The organism is Streptomyces hilarionis, from assembly GCF_024539675.1.
GTDB classification, from domain to species: Bacteria; Actinomycetota; Actinomycetes; order Streptomycetales; family Streptomycetaceae; genus Streptomyces; species Streptomyces hilarionis.
The window spans coordinates 111,786-129,959 of record NZ_JAHHIT010000039.1; the positions used below are offsets into that span (position 1 = coordinate 111,786).

Annotated in this window: 16 protein-coding genes; 11 read left to right on the forward strand and 5 right to left on the reverse strand. The window is 74.0% G+C overall.

The features are described from left to right. Nucleotides 1-2: 2 nt before the first annotated feature. The 3 genes from pcaG to pcaDC are packed head-to-tail and all read left to right on the forward strand — an operon-like array spanning nt 3 to nt 3,084. The gene (pcaG, locus tag KMS84_RS08100; protein ID WP_256915393.1) at nt 3-608 is read left to right on the forward strand and encodes a protocatechuate 3,4-dioxygenase subunit alpha; all 606 of its coding nucleotides are present in this window, start codon (nt 3-5) and stop codon (nt 606-608) included. Beyond that, nucleotides 605-1,933, forward strand: a complete 1,329-nt coding sequence (gene pcaB, locus KMS84_RS08105; protein ID WP_256915394.1) for a 3-carboxy-cis,cis-muconate cycloisomerase — start codon at nt 605-607, stop codon at nt 1,931-1,933. The genes pcaG and pcaB overlap by 4 nt, the downstream gene beginning before the upstream one ends. Further along, nucleotides 1,930-3,084 (forward strand): bifunctional 3-oxoadipate enol-lactonase/4-carboxymuconolactone decarboxylase PcaDC, encoded by a 1,155-nt coding sequence (pcaDC, locus tag KMS84_RS08110; protein ID WP_256915395.1) that lies wholly within the window; start codon nt 1,930-1,932, stop codon nt 3,082-3,084. Before pcaB ends, pcaDC begins: the two co-directional genes overlap by 4 nt. 105 nt (nt 3,085-3,189) lie before the next feature. On the opposite strand, the gene KMS84_RS08115 is transcribed toward pcaDC, so the two are convergent. Then, nucleotides 3,190-5,904 (reverse strand): ATP-binding protein, encoded by a 2,715-nt coding sequence (locus KMS84_RS08115; RefSeq protein ID WP_256915396.1) that lies wholly within the window; start codon nt 5,902-5,904, stop codon nt 3,190-3,192. A gap of 285 nt (nt 5,905-6,189) precedes the next feature. Here KMS84_RS08115 and KMS84_RS08120 point away from each other — a divergent pair, with 285 nt between their 5' ends. After that, entirely contained in the window at nt 6,190-7,305 is a 1,116-nt protein-coding gene (locus KMS84_RS08120) for a DUF2510 domain-containing protein (protein ID WP_256915397.1), read from the forward strand. A 160-nt stretch (nt 7,306-7,465) separates the two neighbouring features. On the opposite strand, the gene KMS84_RS08125 is transcribed toward KMS84_RS08120, so the two are convergent. Then, complete coding sequence (locus tag KMS84_RS08125; protein WP_256915398.1) at nt 7,466-8,080, reverse strand: TetR-like C-terminal domain-containing protein; 615 nt, start codon at nt 8,078-8,080, stop codon at nt 7,466-7,468. A 224-nt stretch (nt 8,081-8,304) separates the two neighbouring features. Between KMS84_RS08125 and KMS84_RS08130 the strand changes: the two genes are divergently transcribed. Both KMS84_RS08130 and KMS84_RS08135 read left to right on the forward strand, forming a co-directional pair. Beyond that, nucleotides 8,305-9,105: a phosphatase PAP2 family protein gene (locus KMS84_RS08130; protein ID WP_256915399.1), complete on the forward strand. Its 801-nt coding sequence runs from the start codon at nt 8,305-8,307 to the stop codon at nt 9,103-9,105. After that, the gene (locus KMS84_RS08135; protein WP_256915400.1) at nt 9,102-10,073 is read left to right on the forward strand and encodes a hypothetical protein; all 972 of its coding nucleotides are present in this window, start codon (nt 9,102-9,104) and stop codon (nt 10,071-10,073) included. Before KMS84_RS08130 ends, KMS84_RS08135 begins: the two co-directional genes overlap by 4 nt. Nucleotides 10,074-10,137: 64 nt before the next feature. Here the strand turns inward: KMS84_RS08135 and KMS84_RS08140 are convergent, their stop codons facing one another. After that, a complete protein-coding gene (locus KMS84_RS08140) occupies nt 10,138-10,956 on the reverse strand; it encodes an LURP-one-related family protein (protein WP_256915401.1) in 819 nt (272 codons plus the stop codon). Between the two features lie 91 nt (nt 10,957-11,047). Next, nucleotides 11,048-13,102 carry a phosphocholine-specific phospholipase C gene (locus KMS84_RS08145; RefSeq protein ID WP_256915402.1) on the reverse strand — a complete coding sequence of 685 codons (2,055 nt, stop codon included), beginning with the start codon at nt 13,100-13,102 and terminating at the stop codon, nt 11,048-11,050. A gap of 300 nt (nt 13,103-13,402) precedes the next feature. On the opposite strand from KMS84_RS08145, the gene KMS84_RS08150 reads away from it, so the two are divergent. From KMS84_RS08150 to KMS84_RS08160, 3 genes are read left to right on the forward strand one after another with little or no spacing between them, the layout of a single operon-like run. After that, nucleotides 13,403-14,470, forward strand: coding sequence for an aromatic ring-hydroxylating dioxygenase subunit alpha (locus KMS84_RS08150; RefSeq protein WP_256915403.1), 1,068 nt, complete (start codon nt 13,403-13,405; stop codon nt 14,468-14,470). Then, nucleotides 14,467-14,640 (forward strand): hypothetical protein, encoded by a 174-nt coding sequence (locus tag KMS84_RS08155; RefSeq protein WP_256915404.1) that lies wholly within the window; start codon nt 14,467-14,469, stop codon nt 14,638-14,640. The genes KMS84_RS08150 and KMS84_RS08155 overlap by 4 nt, the downstream gene beginning before the upstream one ends. Continuing rightward, nucleotides 14,637-15,575: a PDR/VanB family oxidoreductase gene (locus KMS84_RS08160; RefSeq protein ID WP_256915405.1), complete on the forward strand. Its 939-nt coding sequence runs from the start codon at nt 14,637-14,639 to the stop codon at nt 15,573-15,575. Before KMS84_RS08155 ends, KMS84_RS08160 begins: the two co-directional genes overlap by 4 nt. A gap of 387 nt (nt 15,576-15,962) precedes the next feature. Here KMS84_RS08160 and KMS84_RS08165 read toward each other — a convergent pair whose 3' ends face one another. After that, nucleotides 15,963-16,631, reverse strand: coding sequence for an MmyB family transcriptional regulator (locus tag KMS84_RS08165; protein WP_256915406.1), 669 nt, complete (start codon nt 16,629-16,631; stop codon nt 15,963-15,965). Nucleotides 16,632-16,874: 243 nt separating this feature from the next. Here KMS84_RS08165 and KMS84_RS08170 point away from each other — a divergent pair, with 243 nt between their 5' ends. Both KMS84_RS08170 and KMS84_RS08175 read left to right on the forward strand, forming a co-directional pair. Then, nucleotides 16,875-17,528 carry a helix-turn-helix domain-containing protein gene (locus tag KMS84_RS08170; RefSeq protein ID WP_256915407.1) on the forward strand — a complete coding sequence of 218 codons (654 nt, stop codon included), beginning with the start codon at nt 16,875-16,877 and terminating at the stop codon, nt 17,526-17,528. Nucleotides 17,529-17,560: 32 nt separating this feature from the next. Further along, on the forward strand, nt 17,561-18,091 hold the full coding sequence (locus tag KMS84_RS08175; protein WP_256915423.1) for a toxin-antitoxin system, toxin component: 531 nt from the start codon (nt 17,561-17,563) through the stop codon (nt 18,089-18,091). The last annotated feature ends 83 nt before the right edge of the window (nt 18,092-18,174 follow it).

Here is an 18,174-nt window from a genome sequence, read left to right on the forward strand (position 1 = left end):
CCATGACGAAGATCGACCCGAGCCGCCCGGAGACCGTGCTGCCGACCCCGTCCCACACGGTCGGCCCCTTCTACGGTCACGCCCTGCCGTTCCCCGGCGGCGGCGACATCGCCCCGCTCGGCCACCCGGACGCCGTCACCCTGCGCGGGTACGTGTACGACGGCGAGGGCGCGCCGCTGCCGGACGCCTTCCTGGAACTGTGGGGCGCGGACCCCGACGGGGAGCTGCCACGGGTCGACGGGTCGATGCGCCGCGACCCGGCGTCCGGCGGGTTCCTCGGGCGCAACGGTGTGGAGTTCACCGGCTGGGGCCGCGTCCAGACGGACGCCGACGGACACTGGTCCGCGCGGACGCTGCGGCCGGGCGCGCGCGGCGCGAGCGCCCCCTACGTGAGCGTCTGCGTGTTCGCGCGCGGGCTGCTGGTGCACCTCTTCACCCGGATCTACCTGCCCGGCGACGACGCGGCGCTCGCCGCCGACCCGCTGCTGCGGCGGGTGGACCCGGCGCGGCGCGACACGCTGATCGCGACGCGCGAGCGGTCGGGGGCCTACCGTTTCGACATCCGCCTTCAGGGCGAAGGCGAGACGGTCTTCCTGGAGTTCCAGTGACAGCTGCCCGGCCCGAGTCCGCTCTGCTCGCCCCCGGGTGGACCGGCTCCCCCGCCGCCCGTGCGACGGACGACGACGCCTACCTGCGGGCGCTGCTAGACGCGGAGGCCGCGCTGACCCGCGCCCAGGAGGCGCTGGGCGCGGCGCCGGAGGGGGCCGGCGCGGCGGTCACCGCGGCGGCGTGCGGCGACTTCGACGTGTGCTCCCTCGCCGAGCGCGCCCGCGGCGGCGGAAACCCGGTGATCCCGCTGGTGGCCGATCTCACCGAGGCGGTCGGCACGGTGTACGGCCCGTACGTGCACCGGGGCGCGACCAGCCAGGACATCATGGACACGGCGACGATGCTGGTCGCGGCGCGCGCCCTGGAGCCGGTGCTGGCCGACCTCGGGCGCACCCAGGCGGCGCTGGCGCGGCTCGCCGCCGGGCACCGCGACACGGCGATGGCCGCACGGACCCTCACCCAGCACGCGGTGCCGACCACCTTCGGGCTGAAGGCCGCCGGCTGGCGGTCCCTCGTGCTGGACGCCCGCGACCGGATCACGGCCGTACGGGACTCGCTGCCCGCCCAGCTCGGCGGAGCCGGCGGCACGGCGGCCGCCTTCACGTCCTACGGCGTCCGGGACGCGACCGCGCTCACCACCGCGTACGCCCGCGAAGTCGGCCTGGCCGCACCCGTGTTGCCGTGGCACGCGCTGCGTACCCCGGTCGCCGACCTCGCCGGCTGCCTGGCCTTCACGGCGGGGGCGCTGGGCAAGCTGGCGGCGGACGTCCTCCTCCTGGGCCGCACCGAGATCGCCGAGGTCGCCGAAGGCGGCGCGGGCGGCTCCTCGGCGATGCCGCACAAGGCGAACCCGGTGCGCTCGACGCTGATCGCCGCGGCCGCGCGGCGGGCCCCGCAGCTGGCCGCCACGCTGTACGGCTCGCTGGTCGCGCAGGACGAGCGCCCGGCCGGGGCGTGGCACGCCGAGTGGGAGCCGCTCAGGGATCTGCTCAGGCTGGTCGGCGGGGCGGCCCGGGACGCGGTGGAGCTGACGGAGGGCCTGCGGGTGGACGCGGACGCGATGCGCGCGAACCTCGGCCTGACCCACGGACTCGTCGTCTCCGAGCGGCTGTCCGCCGAGCTGTCGGGGCTGCTGGGCCGCGCCCGTGCCCGCGAGCTCCTCACCGGGCTCGCCCGCCGGGCCTACACCGAGAACCGGCCGCTCGCCGAACTCCTCGCCGAGGAACCCGAGACGGCGGACGCCGACCTCGACGAACTCACCGACCCCGCCCGCTACACCGGCTCCGCCGGAGTCCTCACCGACCGTGCCCTGGAGCGACGTTGACCGGCAAGCTGCTCAACCACCGTGTCGAAGGGCCGACTTGTGCGACCCCGCTGCTGCTCGGGCCATCCCTGGGCACGTCGTACGCGCTGTGGGACAAGATCGCGCCCGAGCTGTCCTCCACCCACCGGGTGATCCGCTGGGACCTGCCGGGACACGGCGGTTCGGCCGCCGACCTGATCGGCCCCGGCGCCACCGTCGGCGACCTGGCCGGCCTGGTACTGGCCCTGGCCGACTCCCTCGGCCTGGAGAGGTTCGCCTACGCGGGCGTGTCCCTGGGCGGCGCGGTGGGCCTGTATCTGGCGCTGCACCATCGCGAGCGGGTGTCGTCGCTGGCCGTGATCTGTTCCTCCGCCCACTTCAACGGGCCGGGGCCCTGGCAGGAGCGGGCCGCGCGGGTCCGCCGCGAGGGGCTGGCGGAACTCGCCCGGACCGCGAACGACCGCTGGTTCACCCCCGGGTTCACCGCACCGGAGCTGATCGCCGACCATCGCGCCGCCGACCCGGGGGCGTACGCCGCGTGCTGCGACGCGCTCGCCGCCTTCGATCTGCGCGAGCGCCTCCCGGAGATCGCCGTGCGGACCCTGCTGATCGCCGGGCGCCGGGATCCCGCGACTCCCCCCGCGCATCTGCGGGAGATCGCGGACGCGGTGCCGGACGCGACGCTGGTCGAACTCGCGGGCGCCTCGCATCTCGCGCCCGCCGAGTGCCCCGGGGCCGTGCTGAGCGCGCTGCGGGCCCACCTCGACGGCGCGGCCGGACGGGGCATGGCGGTGCGGCGCGAGGTCCTCGGGGACGCGCACGTGGACCGGGCGCAGGCGCGGCAGACCGCGTTCACCGCGCGCTACCAGGACTTCATCTCCCGCTACGCCTGGGGCGAGATCTGGACCGACCCGACGCTGAGCCGCCGCGAGCGCAGCATGATCACGCTGACCGCGCTGGTGGCCCGCGGCCACGACGAGGAACTGGCCATGCACGTCAGGGCTGCCCGCCGCAACGGGCTGACCCCGGACGAGATCGGGGCCGTCCTCCTCCAGACGGCCGTCTACTGCGGAGTCCCGGCGGCGAACTCGGCGTTCGCCACGGCCCAACGGGTCCTGGCCGAGGAGTCCGTCGCGGGCGCCCCGGACCCCGCCCGGGACGATTCCGACTGAGCCACGACGGGCCGGCGGCGCCCCCGTCCCGCGCGGACGGCGAACCCGTCGGTGCGAACCGCCGGGGTGGTCCCGCCGGGCGGTCCGGGCCCGCCGCTGTCGTTGCTACCGCCGGGTCTGGCCGGGCACCAGGCCCACCTGGGGTGCGCCCAGGCCCTGAAGGGCCTGCTGCGCCTTGTCGGTCAGGGCGTCCGCGCCGCAGGAACGCGCCAGTGTCAGGCCCCGGCTGAGCTCGGAGACCGAGCGGGACAGGATGCCGTACTCGACGCGGGCGGCCGCGTGTTCGTACTGGCAGGGCGAGGAATCCAGGTAGGTGACCGCCTGCTGGGCGAGCCGGACCGCGCGCTGGCCGGTCTCCAGGGCGGCGGCGCAGCGCAGGGCCTCGCCGATCGCGGTGTCGGTGCCGAAGCGCTCGGCCTGGCGGCGCGCCTCGGTGGCGAGCCGGGCCGCGCGGGCCGGGTCCTCGACGGCGAGGGCACGGGCGAGGTCGACGGCCCAGGGGACCATCACCGGGTTCAGATGACCCCGCGCGGCGGCCGCCTTCTCGGCCTGCTCCAGTTCGTTGACGCCGTCCTTGACGCGGCCGACTGCGAGCAGCAGCCGGCCGCGCACCGAGCGGGGGTCGGGCAGCACGATCGTCGACGGGTAGGGCGGGGCGAAGCCGTACTGCTCGGCGACCTCCCACGCCTCGGCGACATGCCCGCGCACGAGCAGCGTGTCGACGAGGTTGCAGGTCGCCGACCAGTACAGCGGCAGGCCGCGGCCGACGCGTTCGGCGATGCGCAGGGACTCCCTCAGGGACTCCTCCGCCTCCTTCAGCCGCCCCCGGCGGCGCAGTCCCAGTCCGAGGTAGGCGTGGGCGAGCGCGAGGTGGCCTCCGCTCCAGCCGGCGGAGACGTAGGCGCGCAGGGCCTCGTTGAAGAGGGCGTCGGCGCGGTCGAGCCGGTCGGTGTAGGCGTAGGAGCTGGCCAGCATCATCAGCAGTTCGATGCCCCACTCCTGGTCGGTCCAGCCGAGACCGGGGGCGAGGCGGCCGTTGACCAGGGCGCGGTCGCAGAACTCGACGACCTCCTCGGCGTTCTCGCCGTGGGTCATGGCGTCGAAGCCGCGCAGGATGAGCAGGGCGCGCTCGGCGTTGTCGCGGCCGGCGCAGGTCGCGACGAGGGCGGCGAGCTTCTCGGAGCCGTGCGGCGAGGTGGGCTCGCCGGCGTTCACGCCCTCCCACATGAACTGCACGGCCTGGAGCCGCAGCCGCGCCGGACCGGGGGCGAGCCGGGCGACCTCCGCCTCGACCGTGCGGACGGCCTCCTCCAGCTGGTCGTTGTGCAGCAGCGCCTGGGACAGGCGGTAGACGGCGTCGACGCGCAGGTCGCCGTCGAGGCCCGGCAGGGACAGGGCCGTGCGCAGGTGCTCGATGGTCTTGGCGGGTGCGGTGAGGAGCGTGGCGCAGCCCAGTTCGTAGAGCACGCTCGCGTGGGCGTCGGGCACGGGCGGTTCCCGCAGGGCCCGCTCCAGGCAGCGGCGGGCCGCGTCGGGGGCGCCGACGGCCAGGTGTTCGCGGGCGGCTTCGCGCAGCTGCTCGACGAGTTCCTCGTCGCCCTCCGCGTGCACCTGGAGCAGATGCCGGGAGGCGGCCGCGAGCCCCTTGCCGGCGTCGGTGACGACCTGGGCGGCGATGCCGTGCATCGCGGTGCGCAGGCCGCCGGGGATCGAGTCGTAGACGGCGGTGGCGATCAGCGGGTGGACGAACTCCAGGTCGCCGTCGTCCGCGGGGACGGCGCCGGGGTCGGGCTCGGTGAGGATGCGGGCGTTGCGCAGCAGTTCGGCGCAGCGCACCGCTTCGTCGCGGCCGAGTCCGGCGAGCCGGGCGGCCTGGGCGACGGAGATGTCGGCGCCGAGGATCGCGGCCGCCATGGCGAACTTGGTGGCGTCGACGCCGAGTTTCTCGAGGCGGTCGACGAGCCCGCCGCCCCGGGCCGCGCGGTTGAGGGGGCGCAGTTCGGTGGCCGAGGACTCGCTGGGCGCCAGGTCGCTGTCGCGGACCTTGGCGAGGAGTTCGACGGTCTCGTACGGGTTGCCGTCCGTGACCGCCCACACCTCGCGGCAGAAGGCGGCGTCGGCGTGCTCGCCGAGGGTGGCGCGGGTGAGGCCCGCGACCGCGGCCGGGGTCAGGGCGCTGAGGCTGGTGACGGAGCGGCCCGCGGCCTCGCCGACGGCGTCGAGGTGGCGGGCCGCGTCGCCCTTGACCTCGCCGGGCCTGCGGGCCACGACGACCAGGACGGACAGCTCGTCGAGTCGTTCGACGAACGCGGCGAGCCAGCGCAGGCTCTCCTGGTCGCCCCAGTGCGCGTCGTCGATCAGCAGGACGAGCGGGTAGTCCCCGCGGGCCAGCCTGGTCACGGCCGCGACGAGGCCGTCGCACACGCCCTGCGGGTCGGCGTGGCCCTCGCCGGGCTCCGCGATGCCGAGGGCGGGGCCGGCGATGTCGTACCAGTCGCCGAGGTACTCGCGGGCCTCCTCGGGGTGCAGCGACAGCAGCGCGGGCTGCAACAACTGCCGTACCACGTTGAAGGGGACGGACCGCAGTGTCTCGCCGCCGCGGGCCGACCACACCGAGCAGCCGCGGGCCTCGGCGATGCGACGGGTCTCGGCCAGCAACGCGGTCTTGCCGAAGCCGGCCTCGCCCCGGAGCACCAGCAGGTGACCCGAGGAGGACCGGTCGGCGCAGAGCCTGTCCACCGCCCGCGCGATGGAGGCGACTTCCTCGTCGCGCTCCCACAGGGGAGCCGAGGCGGCCGCCGTCGGCCTGACCTCCGTCATCCCGCTACCTCCCCATGTCGCCCGAACGACGTACCGACGTCGAGCGTAGCCCGCCGCGGGTCCGCGTGGAGGGTGGTCCGCGCAGGTCCCGCTCCACGGGTGACGGCCGACGGCCCGGGAGGCACCGGCGGGCCTGCACAAGTGCCTCCACGGCGTCAACAGCGTGTGTCGCGCATCGAATTGACGTCGAAAACACGCCACAACGGTGCGGGGCGTCGTGGGCGGATCCGCATGCGGCGGCCGCCCTCTCATCCGGCTTTCACCGACGCCTCATACGGTGGGGGTATGACGCAGGTGACTCCTCCCGGGTGGTATCCCGACCCGGGGCAGACGAATGACGGTCCAGCCACCGAACGCTGGTGGGACGGCAAGGCGTGGACGGACCAGACCCGCGCCGCGGGTTCGGCCGCCGCATGGGGTCCGCCGGCGCAGGGCCCGGCCGACGGCGCATATCCGGCATACCCGGGCCAGGCGGCCCATCACGGTCCGTCGGCCCCTCCCGGACAGCCCGGCCCTACGGCCCACCCCGGCCAGCCCGGTTACGCGGGGTATCCGGGATATCCCGGATACCCGGGGCAGCCCGGATACCCGGGGCAGCCGGCGACGCCGCAGGGCGCGGGCGGCCGGCGCGGGCTGCGCACGGGGATAGCCGTGGCCGTGGCCGTCGCCGTCCTGGCCAGCATCGGGGTGGGCGTGTACGCGCTGGCCCGCGACGACGGCTCGGGCGGCGGCGGCACGGCCCAGGGGCCGGGCGGTCCCGGAGGCGCGGGCGGCCAGGACGGCGGTCCCTTCGGCGGGTCCGGCGGGTCCGGCGGTCCGGGCGGATCCGGCGGCGGCTCCCCCTCGCCCGGGGAGTCCGAGGCGCCGAAGATCAGGAGCGGTTCGGTGACGGACGCCCTGAACGGGATCAGCATCCCGATCCCGGCCGGCTGGGCGGGCCAGGAGATGCGAGCGGGCGCGCAGGTGACGTCGGACTCCTCCTACAAGTGCCCGGGCGACACCTCCAAGACCTGCACCAAGGGAGGCGTGTACTCGGCGCCCGCCGAGGCGCTCAAGGCCAAGGGCGACACCGCCGAGGCGGTCGCGAAGGCGGACATCGCGGCCAACGCCGAGGAGTCGTACGGCGGCACGACGTACGGCGCCATCACCTCGCACCAGGTGCTCGCCTCGAAGGCGGTCACGGTGGCCGGGCAGAAGGGCTACCTGGTGCGCTGGAAGGCGGTCACCAGCAAGGGCGCGGACGGCTATGTGCAGTCGCTGGCCTTCCCGGCGCCGGCCGACACCAAGCGGCTGGTGGTGCTGCGCTTCGGCCTCGACGCCGACCAGAGCCCGGCCGTCATCGACACCATCACGAAGGGCATCGCGGTCGCGAAGGGCGGCGGCGCCGGACAGGACGTCTGAGCGGGCTCCGGCCCGGGACACATGGGCCGGGCGGGGCGCCCTCCGCTCAAGGGGCCCCGCCCGGCCGGGGGTGCGCGCCGCCCCCGTCCCCACGGTGCGGCGCGAGACAGGTCGCCGTCCGGTCATCCCGAGGACGGCGGCCTGAGTTCTGTGTCGGGCCCTACTCGAGGCCCAGTGCCGGCAGCACGGCGGCCTCCACGAAGCGGACCAGGTACTCCTGGTCCGCGTACTCCCCGTCCACGACGGGACGCGCCCGGATCACCCCGAACATCTGCGCCGGGACGTACTCCAGCGCCGGGTGGCCGCGCGGCACCTCGCCGCGTTCGACACCGCGCCGCAGGATCTCGCGCAGCGCCGCGATCTCGGGGTCGATGAGCGCCTCCCGCAGCGCCTTCGCGAGCTCCTCGTCGCCCGTGACGGCGTGCCCGAGGGCCTGGAGCAGCTTGGAGTCGTTGGTCGACCAGCGGCCCGTGGCCCGGGCGGCCTCGCGCAGGTCCTCGGCGAGCGACCCGGTGTCGATGCCGGCGAGCCGGGCCCGGCGGCGCGAGCGCAGGGCGGCCACCACGAACTGGGGCTTGGTCTTCCACTGCCGGTAGAGCGTGGACTTGCTGCACCGGGTGCTGGCGGCGACGCCCTCCATGGTGACGGCCTCGTAACCGCACTCGCGGACCTGGTTCAGGACGGCGTCGAAGAACTCCTGCTCACGCTCGGGCGTGATCTTGGAGCGGCGCGTGGCGGCGACCGACTCGGGTCCGTCCGCGTCCTGCGACGTCATCTGCTGTTCCTCCCTGGTCCGCTTGCGCTCCGGCCGGTGCGCCGGAGGTCCGGGCGAGCCCGGTCTCCAGTGTGGCGCACATCAATCGATACGCCAGTGTACCGGTACGCGTCCGTATCGGTACACTGACGTATCGGTACGACATCGTATCGATGGTGCATGCACGGGTCACGAGCGCGGCAGCACCACTCACCGCACCACACCGTCAGCGAAGGGGCCGGGGGATGAATGCCCGCACCGAGCCTGCACAAGCGGAGCCGGCCACACCGGCCAGGCCGCCCGTAGTCCGCGAGTTCCTGCTGGTCGCAGGGCTCTTCCTCGTCTACAAGGTCGGCCGGCAGCTGGCCGCCGGCCACACCGGCGAGGCCTTCCGCGACGCCCATGACGTGTGGCGCCTCGAACGGTGGCTGCGGCTGCCCGACGAGGGCACGGTGCAGTCCCTGCTCCTGCACGGCGACGCCCTGGCCAAGGTCGCCAACACCTACTACGCGACCGTGCACTTCCCCGCCACGCTGGCGTTCCTGGTCTGGCTGTACCTGCGCCGCCCGGCGCACTACGTCTGGGCGCGCCGGGTGCTGGCCGCGGTCACCGCCGCCGCCCTGGTGCTGCATCTGGCGTTCCCGCTGGCCCCGCCGCGGATGCTCGCGGCGACCGGGCTGGTCGACACCGCGCGCGTCTACGGACCGTCGGTGTACGGCCCGCCGCAGACGGACCAGCTGTCCAACCAGTTCGCGGCCATGCCCTCGCTCCACTTCGGCTGGGCCCTGATGGTCGCGATCGGCCTGATGGCCGCCACCCGGTCCCGATGGCGCGGGCTGTGGCTGCTGCACCCGCTGCTGACCCTCCTCGTGATCGTGGGCACCGCCAACCACTACTGGCTCGACGCCGTCGCGGCCGCCGTCCTGCTCGGCGCCGCCCTCCTGCTGATCCACGCCCCCCGGCGCACGGCCACCACCTCCGGACACGAGGCGCACCCCCTCGTCGCCGCCGAGGAAGCGCCGGTCCTGGTCGGAGCCGGCCGATGAACGCCACACTGACGGCCGTCGTCCTCTCGCTCTTCTCGGCCGTCGCCTACGCGGCCGCCGCCGTCGCCCAGGAACGGCTGGCCTCCCGGCATCCCGGCGCCGGCCTGCTGCGCCTGATCGCCAGCGGGGCCTGGTGGTGGTCGGTGGGGCTGAACGCCGCCGCCGCGCTGCTGCACGTCGTCGCGCTCAAGTACGGCCCGCTCACCGTGGTGCAGCCGCTCGGCGCGCTCACCCTGGTCGCGGCGGTGCCGATGGGCGCGCGGGTGGCCGGGCGCCGGGTCGGCGCCGCCGAGTGGCGGGGCATCGCCTTCACCCTGGCCGGCCTGGCCGCGATCCTGGTCACCGCGTCGGGGCCGGCCCCGGAGGACGTGCTGAGCCTGCCGGAGGCCGTCGCCGTGGCGGGGGCGACGGCGACGCTGATCGGGCTGCTGGCCCGGCGCGGCGCCAGGCCCGGACTGCGGCACGCGACCGCCTCCGGTTTCGCCTCGGGCGTCGCCTCGGCGCTCACCCAGACCGTGACGGTGGCCGCCACGGACCCCTCGGGCTCGCCGTTGAGCCCGCAGGTGATCGGCGTGGCGCTGCTGGTCGCGGCCTTCGCCGCGGGCGGACTGCTCCTGTCCCAGACCGCCTACCGGGACGGCCTCGGCGCTCCCCTGGCGATGGTCACCCTGGCCAACCCGGTCGCCGCCGCGGCCATCGGCCTCGCGCTGCTCGGCGAACGGCTCCAGGGCGGCCCCGCCGGGGTGCTCCTCGCACTGGCGGGAGCCGGGCTGGCGGGCTGGGGCGTGGTGCTGCTGTCGCGGGCCGCGCCGCACCCGGCGGCCGTCGACGCCCACGACCGTCCCGTCGTCGACGACGAGGACCACCCGGTGGCGGCGGTGCTGGCGCTGAGGCCGGAGACCGCCTCGGCCGAACCGGCGCTGCTGCCGCGGCCGGCGAACGGACCGGAGCACCTGACACCGCTGTAGCGCCACGCACGCGGGGGCCGCCCTCCCGAAGGAGGACGGCCCCCGTTCTGTGCCCGTGAGGACGTCAGCCCAGGCCGCGCGCGTCCTGCTTGAGCGCGGTGTCCACGGTCAGCGCCGTGGCGACGACCAGGCTGAGCAGCGGCTCGGGCAGCTGGTAGTGGATCTGGAGGACGTAGTTGTCCGCCGTGGTGAACATGGTCTTGGCGAGGCCTTCCCAGGTCTTGGTGATCCGGGCGACCTCGTTGTCCGCGTGGTCGACGATCGCGAAGTTCCAGGCCCGCCAGTTCTCCGCCTTGATCGCCCCGACCTTCTGGCCGCCCGCCTCGATCGAGAAGTTGATCTTCCCGAAGACGTTCTGCTGGACGATCTCGCCGACGGGCTGACCGTCGGGCCGGGTCACGACGACCCTCGACTTGAAGATCTTCGCCGGCCGGGTCAGCAGGAGCACGGGACGCTCGTGGGCGTCACGGATCTCCAGACGGTGCGTCAGGTACTGGTCGATGCTGCCGAGGAAGCGGACGATCTTGCGCAGCGTGCTCTGGCCGACCTGCACCACCGAGCCGAGCTGGCTGCCCTGCTGGTCCATGACCTTGTACTCGTTGGTCAGCTCGATGAGCTTGGCCTTCTGGTTCACCACCAGCACGGGCTCGCTGAACAGCGTGCCGCCGCCGGGGCCGCTCGGCGCGACCCCGGCCTGCTGCTGCACCTGGCGCTGCACCCGCTGGTCCGGGCCCGCCTGCGGCGGAACCTGGGGCGCGCCCTGGCCCTTGGCGTCGGCGTGGGTGTGCTCGGTCCACTGGGCGCCGTCAAAGTAGCGCAGGGTCTGGGACGCCCCGTTGGGATCCGGGTACCAGCCTGCAGGTGTGTTCGAATGCGTGGTCACCGGGGCACACTATCCCGAGCCCGACGGGAGCGGACCTGCCCCGGCAGGGCGGGATGCGGCACGCAGACGCCCCGCCGAGGCCCGCAACGGGTCATTGCGTGACGATCGCCGGGTCGCTGACCCCCGGCCGCCCGTTCTCGACATGGCCGGCGAACCGCCTGAGGAACGCCCGGTCGGCGGTCGAGGTGACCGTGAGGTCGTACCAGCGCCGGCTCGCGTGCAGGTCCACGGTGCGCTTGAGGACGGCGCCGGGCCGCAGCCTGACGGTCGTGGTCCGTCCGCCGTAGCCGTCGGCGACCTTCAACTCCACCGTGCCCTTGCCCCGGTGGGTGAAGACGAGCTCGACGCAGTCGCCGGCGTGCCGCGCGACCACCTCGGGCCCGGTCGTCTTCCCCGCCGACTTGAACACGCGCAGGAACCCGTTGGGGCCGTGCACGGTCAGGTCGTGCGAGCCGCCCGAGTACGCCGAGTTCCACGTGTCGGAGACGGTCGCGCCCGCCCCGGTGGTGTAACTCCACGGACCGTCGGCGCGGTTGCCGGAGGTCACCAGGAAGGCCGCGCCGGCCTTGGCGCCGGAGGCGAAGGTGAGGGTCAGGGTCCCGGCCGCCGCGTCCACCGAACCGTCCACCTGGGGCGCGTACCTGAGCGGACGGGTGGGGCGTGCGCCGCGCTCCTGCTTCGGCAGCACGGGGTGGGCCGGCGGGGTGGGCACGTAGTCGGGGTGACGCTCGCGGTCCGGGGGCCGGTAGCCGTCGGTGCCGGGCAGCGTCACCGGCCGGGCGTCCGTGCGGGAGAAGTCGAACGCGGCGGTCAGGTCGCCGCAGACCGCACGCCGCCACGGCGAGATGTTCGGCTCGTGCACACCGAAGCGGCGCTCCATGAACCGGATGACCGAGGTGTGGTCGAGCGTCTCGGAGCAGACGTAACCGCCCTTGCTCCACGGGGAGACGACCAGCATGGGCACCCGCTGCCCGAGCCCGTAGGGGCCGGCGGGGTGAGCGGCGTCGCCCGGGAAGACGTCCGGTCCGACGTCGACCGTGGAGCGGCCCTGGGCGGCCGAGGCCGGCGGGAAGGGCGGCACCAGGTGGTCGAAGAAGCCGTCGTTCTCGTCGTAGGTGACGAAGAGAGCCGTCTTCGCCCACACCTCGGGGTCGGCCGTGAGCGCGTCCAGGACCTGGGAGACGTACCAGGCGCCGTAGTTGGCGGGCCAGTTGGGGTGCTCGGTGAAGGCCTCGGGGGCGACGATCCAGGAGACCTGGGGCAGCCTGCCGCCCTTGACGTCCGCCTTGAGCTGCTCGAAGTAGCCCTCGCCGGTGCGCGCGTCGGTGCCGGTGCGGGCCTTGTCGTGGAGCGGGTCCCCGGGCTGGGCGTTCTGGTACTGCTTGAAGTACAGCAGCGAGTTGTCGCCGTAGTTGCCGCGGTAGGCGTCCTGGATCCAGCCCCAGCCGCCCTTGGCGTCCAGCCCGTCGCCGACGTCCTGGTAGATCTTCCAGGAGACCCCGGCCCGCTCCAGGCGTTCGGGGTACGTGGTCCAGCTGTACCCGGCCTCGTCGTTGCCGAGGACCGGCCCGCCGCCCTTGCCGTCGTTGCCGGTGTACCCCGTCCACAGGTAGTACCGGTTCGGGTCGGTGGAGCCGATGAAGGAGCAGTGGTAGGCGTCGCAGACGGTGAACGCGTCGGCCAGCGCGTAGTGGAAGGGGATGTCCTCACGGGTCAGGTACGCCATGGTCGTGGCGCTCTTGGCGGGCACCCACTTGTCGTACTTGCCGCCGTTGAAGGCGGCGTGCCCGTCGTTCCAGCCGTGCGGCAGGTCCTGGAGGAAGGCGAGGCCCAGGTCGTCGGCCTCGGGACGGAACGGAAGGACGTCCTTGCCCGCGGCGTCCGGCTGGTGCCAGACGGACCTGCCGTTCGCGAGGGTGACCGGACGCGGGTCGCCGAAGCCTCTGACGCCGCGCAGCGTGCCGAAGTAGTGGTCGAAGGACCGGTTCTCCTGCATGAGGACGACGATGTGCTCGACGTCCTCGATCGACCCCGTGCGATGGTTGGCGGGCAGCGCCGCGGCGCGTTCCACGCTGCTGGACAGCGCGGTGAACGCCGTCGTGGCGCCCGCGAGTTGGAGAAAGCGTCGCCGGTTGACTTCGGACATGGGTGAGGCACCTCTCGTACGGAAGGGTTCTGCCGGCCGGTTCGTGACGGGATGCGCGCGCAAGGAGTTTCGCAAGGGCGCCGAACGTCAGGGAAGGGTCGGATGACGTCCATGTGAAAGTCGCCGGTACGCGGGATGTGCGACGGGCCAAGAGACCCCCGAGCAGGCGCCGCGCGCCGGACGCGCGCCTTCCGCCCGGCGCGCGGGAGAACGCTCCTTCCGTGAGGCGGAAGCCCTGTTGCGCCCGGGTAAGCGCCGTTCGCACGATGTCGCCACCACACCGAGACGGGAGCCGCACCGATGCCTCACACCACCGCCTTCGCCAGGAACCAGTGGTACGTCGCCGCCTACAGCCACGAGGTCGGGCGTGAGGAGCTGCTCGGCCGGACGATCCTCGGCGAGCCGCTGGTCTTCTACCGCACGCGGGAGGACGGCACGCCCGTCGCGCTCCACGACCGGTGCGTGCACCGCAGGTTCCCGCTCTCCGAGAGCCGGCTCGACGGCGACCGCATCGTGTGCGGCTACCACGGCTTCACGTACGACACGACCGGCGCCTGCGTGTACGTGCCGGGCCAGAAGCGCATCCCGCGCACCGCGCGCGTGACGGCGTACCCGGTCGTCGAGCAGGACTCCCTGGTGTGGGTGTGGATCGGCGACCCGTCCCTCGCCGATCCCCGGACCCTCCCGCGCGCCCGGCACCTCGACTCCCCCGGCTGGACGACCGTGCGCGGAATGGAGCCCATCGACGCCGACTACGGGCTCCTCGTCGACAACCTCCTCGACCTCTCCCACGAGACGTACCTGCACGGCGGGTACATAGGCACCCCGGAGGTCGCCGAGACGCCGATCACCACGGAGGTCGACGAGGGCGCGGGGATCGTGCGGGTCAGCCGGCACATGGACGACGCCGAGTGCCCGCCGTTCTACGCCCGCTCCACCGGCATCGAGGGGCGCATCACCCGCTGGCAGGACATCGAGTACCACGCGCCCTGTCTGTACCTCCTGCACAGCCGCATCGCACCGGTCGGCGTCCTGCCCGAGGCCGACGGCAGCGACCCGAACGGCTTCCACACCGAGATCACCTACGCCATCACGCCGTCCGCCGAGGGCAGGGTGTACGACTTCTGGATGGTCTCGCGGGACTGGGCGACGGACGACGCCGAGGTCACCGAGTTCCTGCGGGGCAACAACCACACGGTGGTCATGCAGGACGTCGACGCGCTCAACCTCCTTCAGCGCACGCTCGGTTCGGAGCGCTCCGGGTACCAGGAGCTGAGCATCAACATCGACACCGGCGGTCTGGCCGCCCGCCGCATCCTCGCCCGGCTGGCGGAGGAGGGCGACAAGCCGGTGGAGAAGATCTCGTGAGCACCGGCGACACCGGCGAGATCTACCGCGTGGACTGGCTGCCGGGCACGGACGTCCTGCACGGCACCTGCCACTGCGGCGCCGAGCACACCGCGCAGGACCCGATCGAGATGTGGGAGTGGATGCTCGGCCACCCCGAGGGACACCGGCCGCGGGGAGACGCCTCATGAGCGAGCTGTACGAGACCGAACTCGTCGTCGAGCGACGGGAGTTCGCCGCGGACGGGGTGCTCGCCCTCACCCTGCGCCATCCCCTGGGCGAGCCGCTGCCCGTCTGGGAGCCCGGCGCCCATGTCGACGTCGTCCTCGGGCCGGGCCTGGAACGGCAGTACTCGCTGTGCGGCGATCCGGCCGACCGCGCCGCCTGGCGCATCGCGGTGCTGCGCGAGACGGCCGGGCGGGGCGGCTCCGTCCGGGTGCACGAGCAGGTCCGGCAGGGCGACAAGGTCGGGGTGCGCGGTCCGCGCAACCATTTCGCCCTGCGCCCGGCGCCCCGGTACCGCTTCATCGCGGGCGGCATCGGCATCACCCCCCTGCTGCCGATGCTGGCCGCGGCCGAGGCGGCGGGCGCCGAGTGGAGCCTCCTCTACGGCGGCCGCACCCGCGCGTCCATGGCCTTCACCGGAGAGCTCGCGGCCTACGGCGACCGGGTCACCGTCGTCCCGCAGGACGAGGCCGGACTGCTCGACCTCGGTCCGGCCCTCGACGCGCTGCCCGCGGACGCCCTCGTCTACTGCTGCGGCCCCGGCCCGCTGCTCGACGCGGTGGAGGAGCGCTGCCCGCCCGCCGCCCTGCGGGTCGAGCGGTTCCAGGCCAAGGAGCAACCGGTCGCCGGGGAGCGGGAGTTCGAGGTCGAACTGGCGCGCAGTGGCCGCACCCTCACCGTCGCGCCGGGCGTCTCGGTGCTGGACGCCGTGCGGGCGGCGGGCGTCCAGGTGCTCTATTCGTGCGCCGAGGGGACGTGCGGCACCTGCGAGACCGACGTGCTGGACGGCACTCCGGAGCACCGGGACTGCGTGCTCAGCACCGAGGAACGGGAGTCCGGGGAGACGATGATGATCTGTGTGTCGCGGTGCCGGGGCGAAAGGCTGGTGCTGGATCTGTGACCTGGCGCGAGCGCGCCCGGGCGGTCGACCGGCCGGGCGCCGTCGGCGACCTGAACGCCGACGGTGCCCGGCCCGGCCGGACGGGGGCCCCTCGCGGAGCGAGCCCGGTGGAGCGGCACACGGAAGCTCGGCCGGCGCTCGGCGAACGGCCGGCGGGCGTCGGCCCGAACAACCCGACGGGCCGGGCGAGATGCGGCGATGTGACCTGACGGCGCCACGGCGCCTGGCGGGGTGGGGTGGGTCGCCGACGGGGGAAGGTCGGGGGCCGACGGGGCTTCGGCGGGAGCCGCAGGGCGCCCTGCCGGTGGACGGTGTCGCGCGGCGGCGACAGGGACGGGGGACGGGAGGCCGACGGCGGCGGCTTCGAGGGGTGGGGCCCCGGCGCGGTCAGCCCGCCGGGGGCGGGACCACGCTGAGATGGCTCGCGCCCCGGCGCACGCCGCGCGCCCTGCGGGGCGCGGCCGCCGGACGCGCCTCGCGCAGCACCATGGTCAGCCGGGTGTATCCCAGGTCCCGCAGGGTTCTGGGGGTCTCGCCCACGATGCGGCACTCCGTGGCGCCCCAGCGGGGGTCGGGATGCAGGAGCGGGCGGACCGCCCCGTCGTGCTCGACGGCGCCCTCACCGACCGCGCGGACCCAGTGCGGCAGCCCGTGCCGGTAGGCGGCCTCCATGATGGGATCCTGGGCGATCTCGCGGCGGATCGCCTGTAGCACGTGGTCGTGCGCGTGGGCTTCCACGGCCGCGGCGAAGCCGGCGAGCATCGGCAGGCACCAGCCGGCCTCGTGGTCGCCGAGCACCGCGGGCGCGTCCGGATGGAACAGGACGAACCGCAGGAAGTTGTCGGTCGGGTGCGCCGTCGGGTGCGCACTCACGTCGCGGAAAAGTGACGCGAAAGCGGCGTTGGACAGGACCACGTCCCAGCGGTGGTCGAGCACGACGGACGGGAAGGGGACGGCCTCCAGCAGTGCGGCGTAGTCCTGTAGATACGCCTGGGCCTCGGGACTCTCGGGGACGGGCCGCGGTGCGGACCGCTGCCCTCCTGCCTGATATGCCATCGGGAGGTCACCCCTCTTGCCTCTGCGGCCTTCACGCGGCGCCCCGATCCTGATGCCCGGACACGAGGCGTGTCAACTATCGTGGCATTCCGTGGTCGTTGACGGCTGAAATTGGCCACAGTTGTGGCGAGACCTGGATGTGAGTTCGAAAGACCCGCTACTCTCCACGCAGTTCACGGCGACCGTCCGTGTCGGCGATCGTGTGCCTGTGAGAGGGACGTGAGAGACCTAGGAGAGCTGTCGGTGGCGGAGGATGGCTTCGAGGTTCCGGGCGCCGCGGCGACGGTGCTGCTGTCGGCCGTCGTCGCCCGTGTCGCCGCGCTCGCCGACCGGCTGGGCGTCCCGCACGCGGAGGTCTTCGCCACGGGGCGGCTGTCCGTCGCCTCCGGGGTCCCGGAGTCCGTGGTCAAGGCCCTGCTCAGCGGCCGGCCCGCCGGGGAGCCCGACGTCCAGGCCCGTTTCCTTCAGCGCCTGGGCCTGTTGCGCCGTACGCGGCTCAAGCCCGACGGCCGCAAGTACACCCAGCAGGAGATAGCCGACGGCGCCGGCATGTCGCGCCAGCAGGCGGGCGCCCTCATCAACGGCGACCGGCGCCCCACGATGGAGCACTGCGACGCCCTCCAGAGGTTCTTCCGCGTGCACGCCGGGTTCCTCACGGCCGAGGACCCGGAGGCGCTTTCGGGCGCCTTGCAGCACACCGAGCAGGAGCTGCTGCAAAAGCTCGCCGCGCGCGAGGCGGCCGCGGCCGCCGAGGACCCGCTGGAGCGCCTGTTGCAGGACCACGGCGTGCGCGGGATCGCGTGGCGGGCGGCCCAGCTGCCCACCGACCAGCACCGCGACAAGGTCGCCGAGTGGCTGGACATGCTCCTGGAGAGCGTGAAGCGGCCCGAGTCGTGATCCGGGGGAGAAGCGTGAACATCGCCAAGGAAATGCGCCGCCTCAGCGGCGAGCTGGTCTCTGAGCTGACCCTCCCGGCTCCCTCGGCGCCGGCCGACCTGTACACCGCCCTGTGCGACGGGATGAGCAGACGGCGCGGCCGCCCGGTCCACTTCCGCATGGCGTCCTTCCCCGCCGACACCGCGAGCGGGCTGTGGCTCGACATGGCCGACCAGGACCTGGTCGTCATCGAGGAACGCACCGCCCCCGACCACCAGTTGGTGATCCTGGGTCACGAGTTGTGGCACATGAAGGCGGGCCACTGCAGCCATCACGTCGAGGGCGCCGCGGTCGCGGCCCGTTTACTCAGCGACGGAGCCGACCTCCAGGCGACCGTGCGCAGCGTCGCCGCGCGCACCCGCTTCGATCTGGCCGACGAACGGCAGGCCGAGACGTTCGGACTCCTCCTGGCCAGCAAGTGCCGCGCCTGGCTGCCCGGTTCGGCGCCGCGCGGCCGAGGCCAGCGGGACCACCTGGCGGGCCGGATCGAGGCGTCGCTCGGGTATCTCGGCCCCCAGAGCTGACCGACCGGGCCCCCGCCGGCGCGGCCGTGCGCCACCGCGCTCGCCCACGCCGTCGCCGACCCCCGGATGTGGATGCGGACACC

Bases quoted from the DNA above. Each gene is read 5' to 3' on its own strand.
- KMS84_RS08125 (WP_256915398.1), bottom strand. From the start codon at position 8,080: ATGACGTCGCAGGACGCGGACGGACCCGAGTCGGTCGCCGCCACGCGC.
- pcaG (WP_256915393.1), top strand. From the start codon at position 3: ATGACGAAGATCGACCCGAGCCGCCCGGAGACCGTGCTGCCGACCCCG.
- KMS84_RS08175 (WP_256915423.1), top strand. From the start codon at position 17,561: ATGCGCCGCCTCAGCGGCGAGCTGGTCTCTGAGCTGACCCTCCCGGCT.
- KMS84_RS08130 (WP_256915399.1), top strand. From the start codon at position 8,305: ATGAATGCCCGCACCGAGCCTGCACAAGCGGAGCCGGCCACACCGGCC.
- KMS84_RS08160 (WP_256915405.1), top strand. From the start codon at position 14,637: ATGAGCGAGCTGTACGAGACCGAACTCGTCGTCGAGCGACGGGAGTTC.
- KMS84_RS08120 (WP_256915397.1), top strand. From the start codon at position 6,190: ATGACGCAGGTGACTCCTCCCGGGTGGTATCCCGACCCGGGGCAGACG.
- KMS84_RS08145 (WP_256915402.1), bottom strand. From the start codon at position 13,102: ATGTCCGAAGTCAACCGGCGACGCTTTCTCCAACTCGCGGGCGCCACG.
- KMS84_RS08150 (WP_256915403.1), top strand. From the start codon at position 13,403: ATGCCTCACACCACCGCCTTCGCCAGGAACCAGTGGTACGTCGCCGCC.
- KMS84_RS08135 (WP_256915400.1), top strand. From the start codon at position 9,102: ATGAACGCCACACTGACGGCCGTCGTCCTCTCGCTCTTCTCGGCCGTC.
- KMS84_RS08115 (WP_256915396.1), bottom strand. From the start codon at position 5,904: ATGACGGAGGTCAGGCCGACGGCGGCCGCCTCGGCTCCCCTGTGGGAG.
- KMS84_RS08165 (WP_256915406.1), bottom strand. From the start codon at position 16,631: ATGGCATATCAGGCAGGAGGGCAGCGGTCCGCACCGCGGCCCGTCCCC.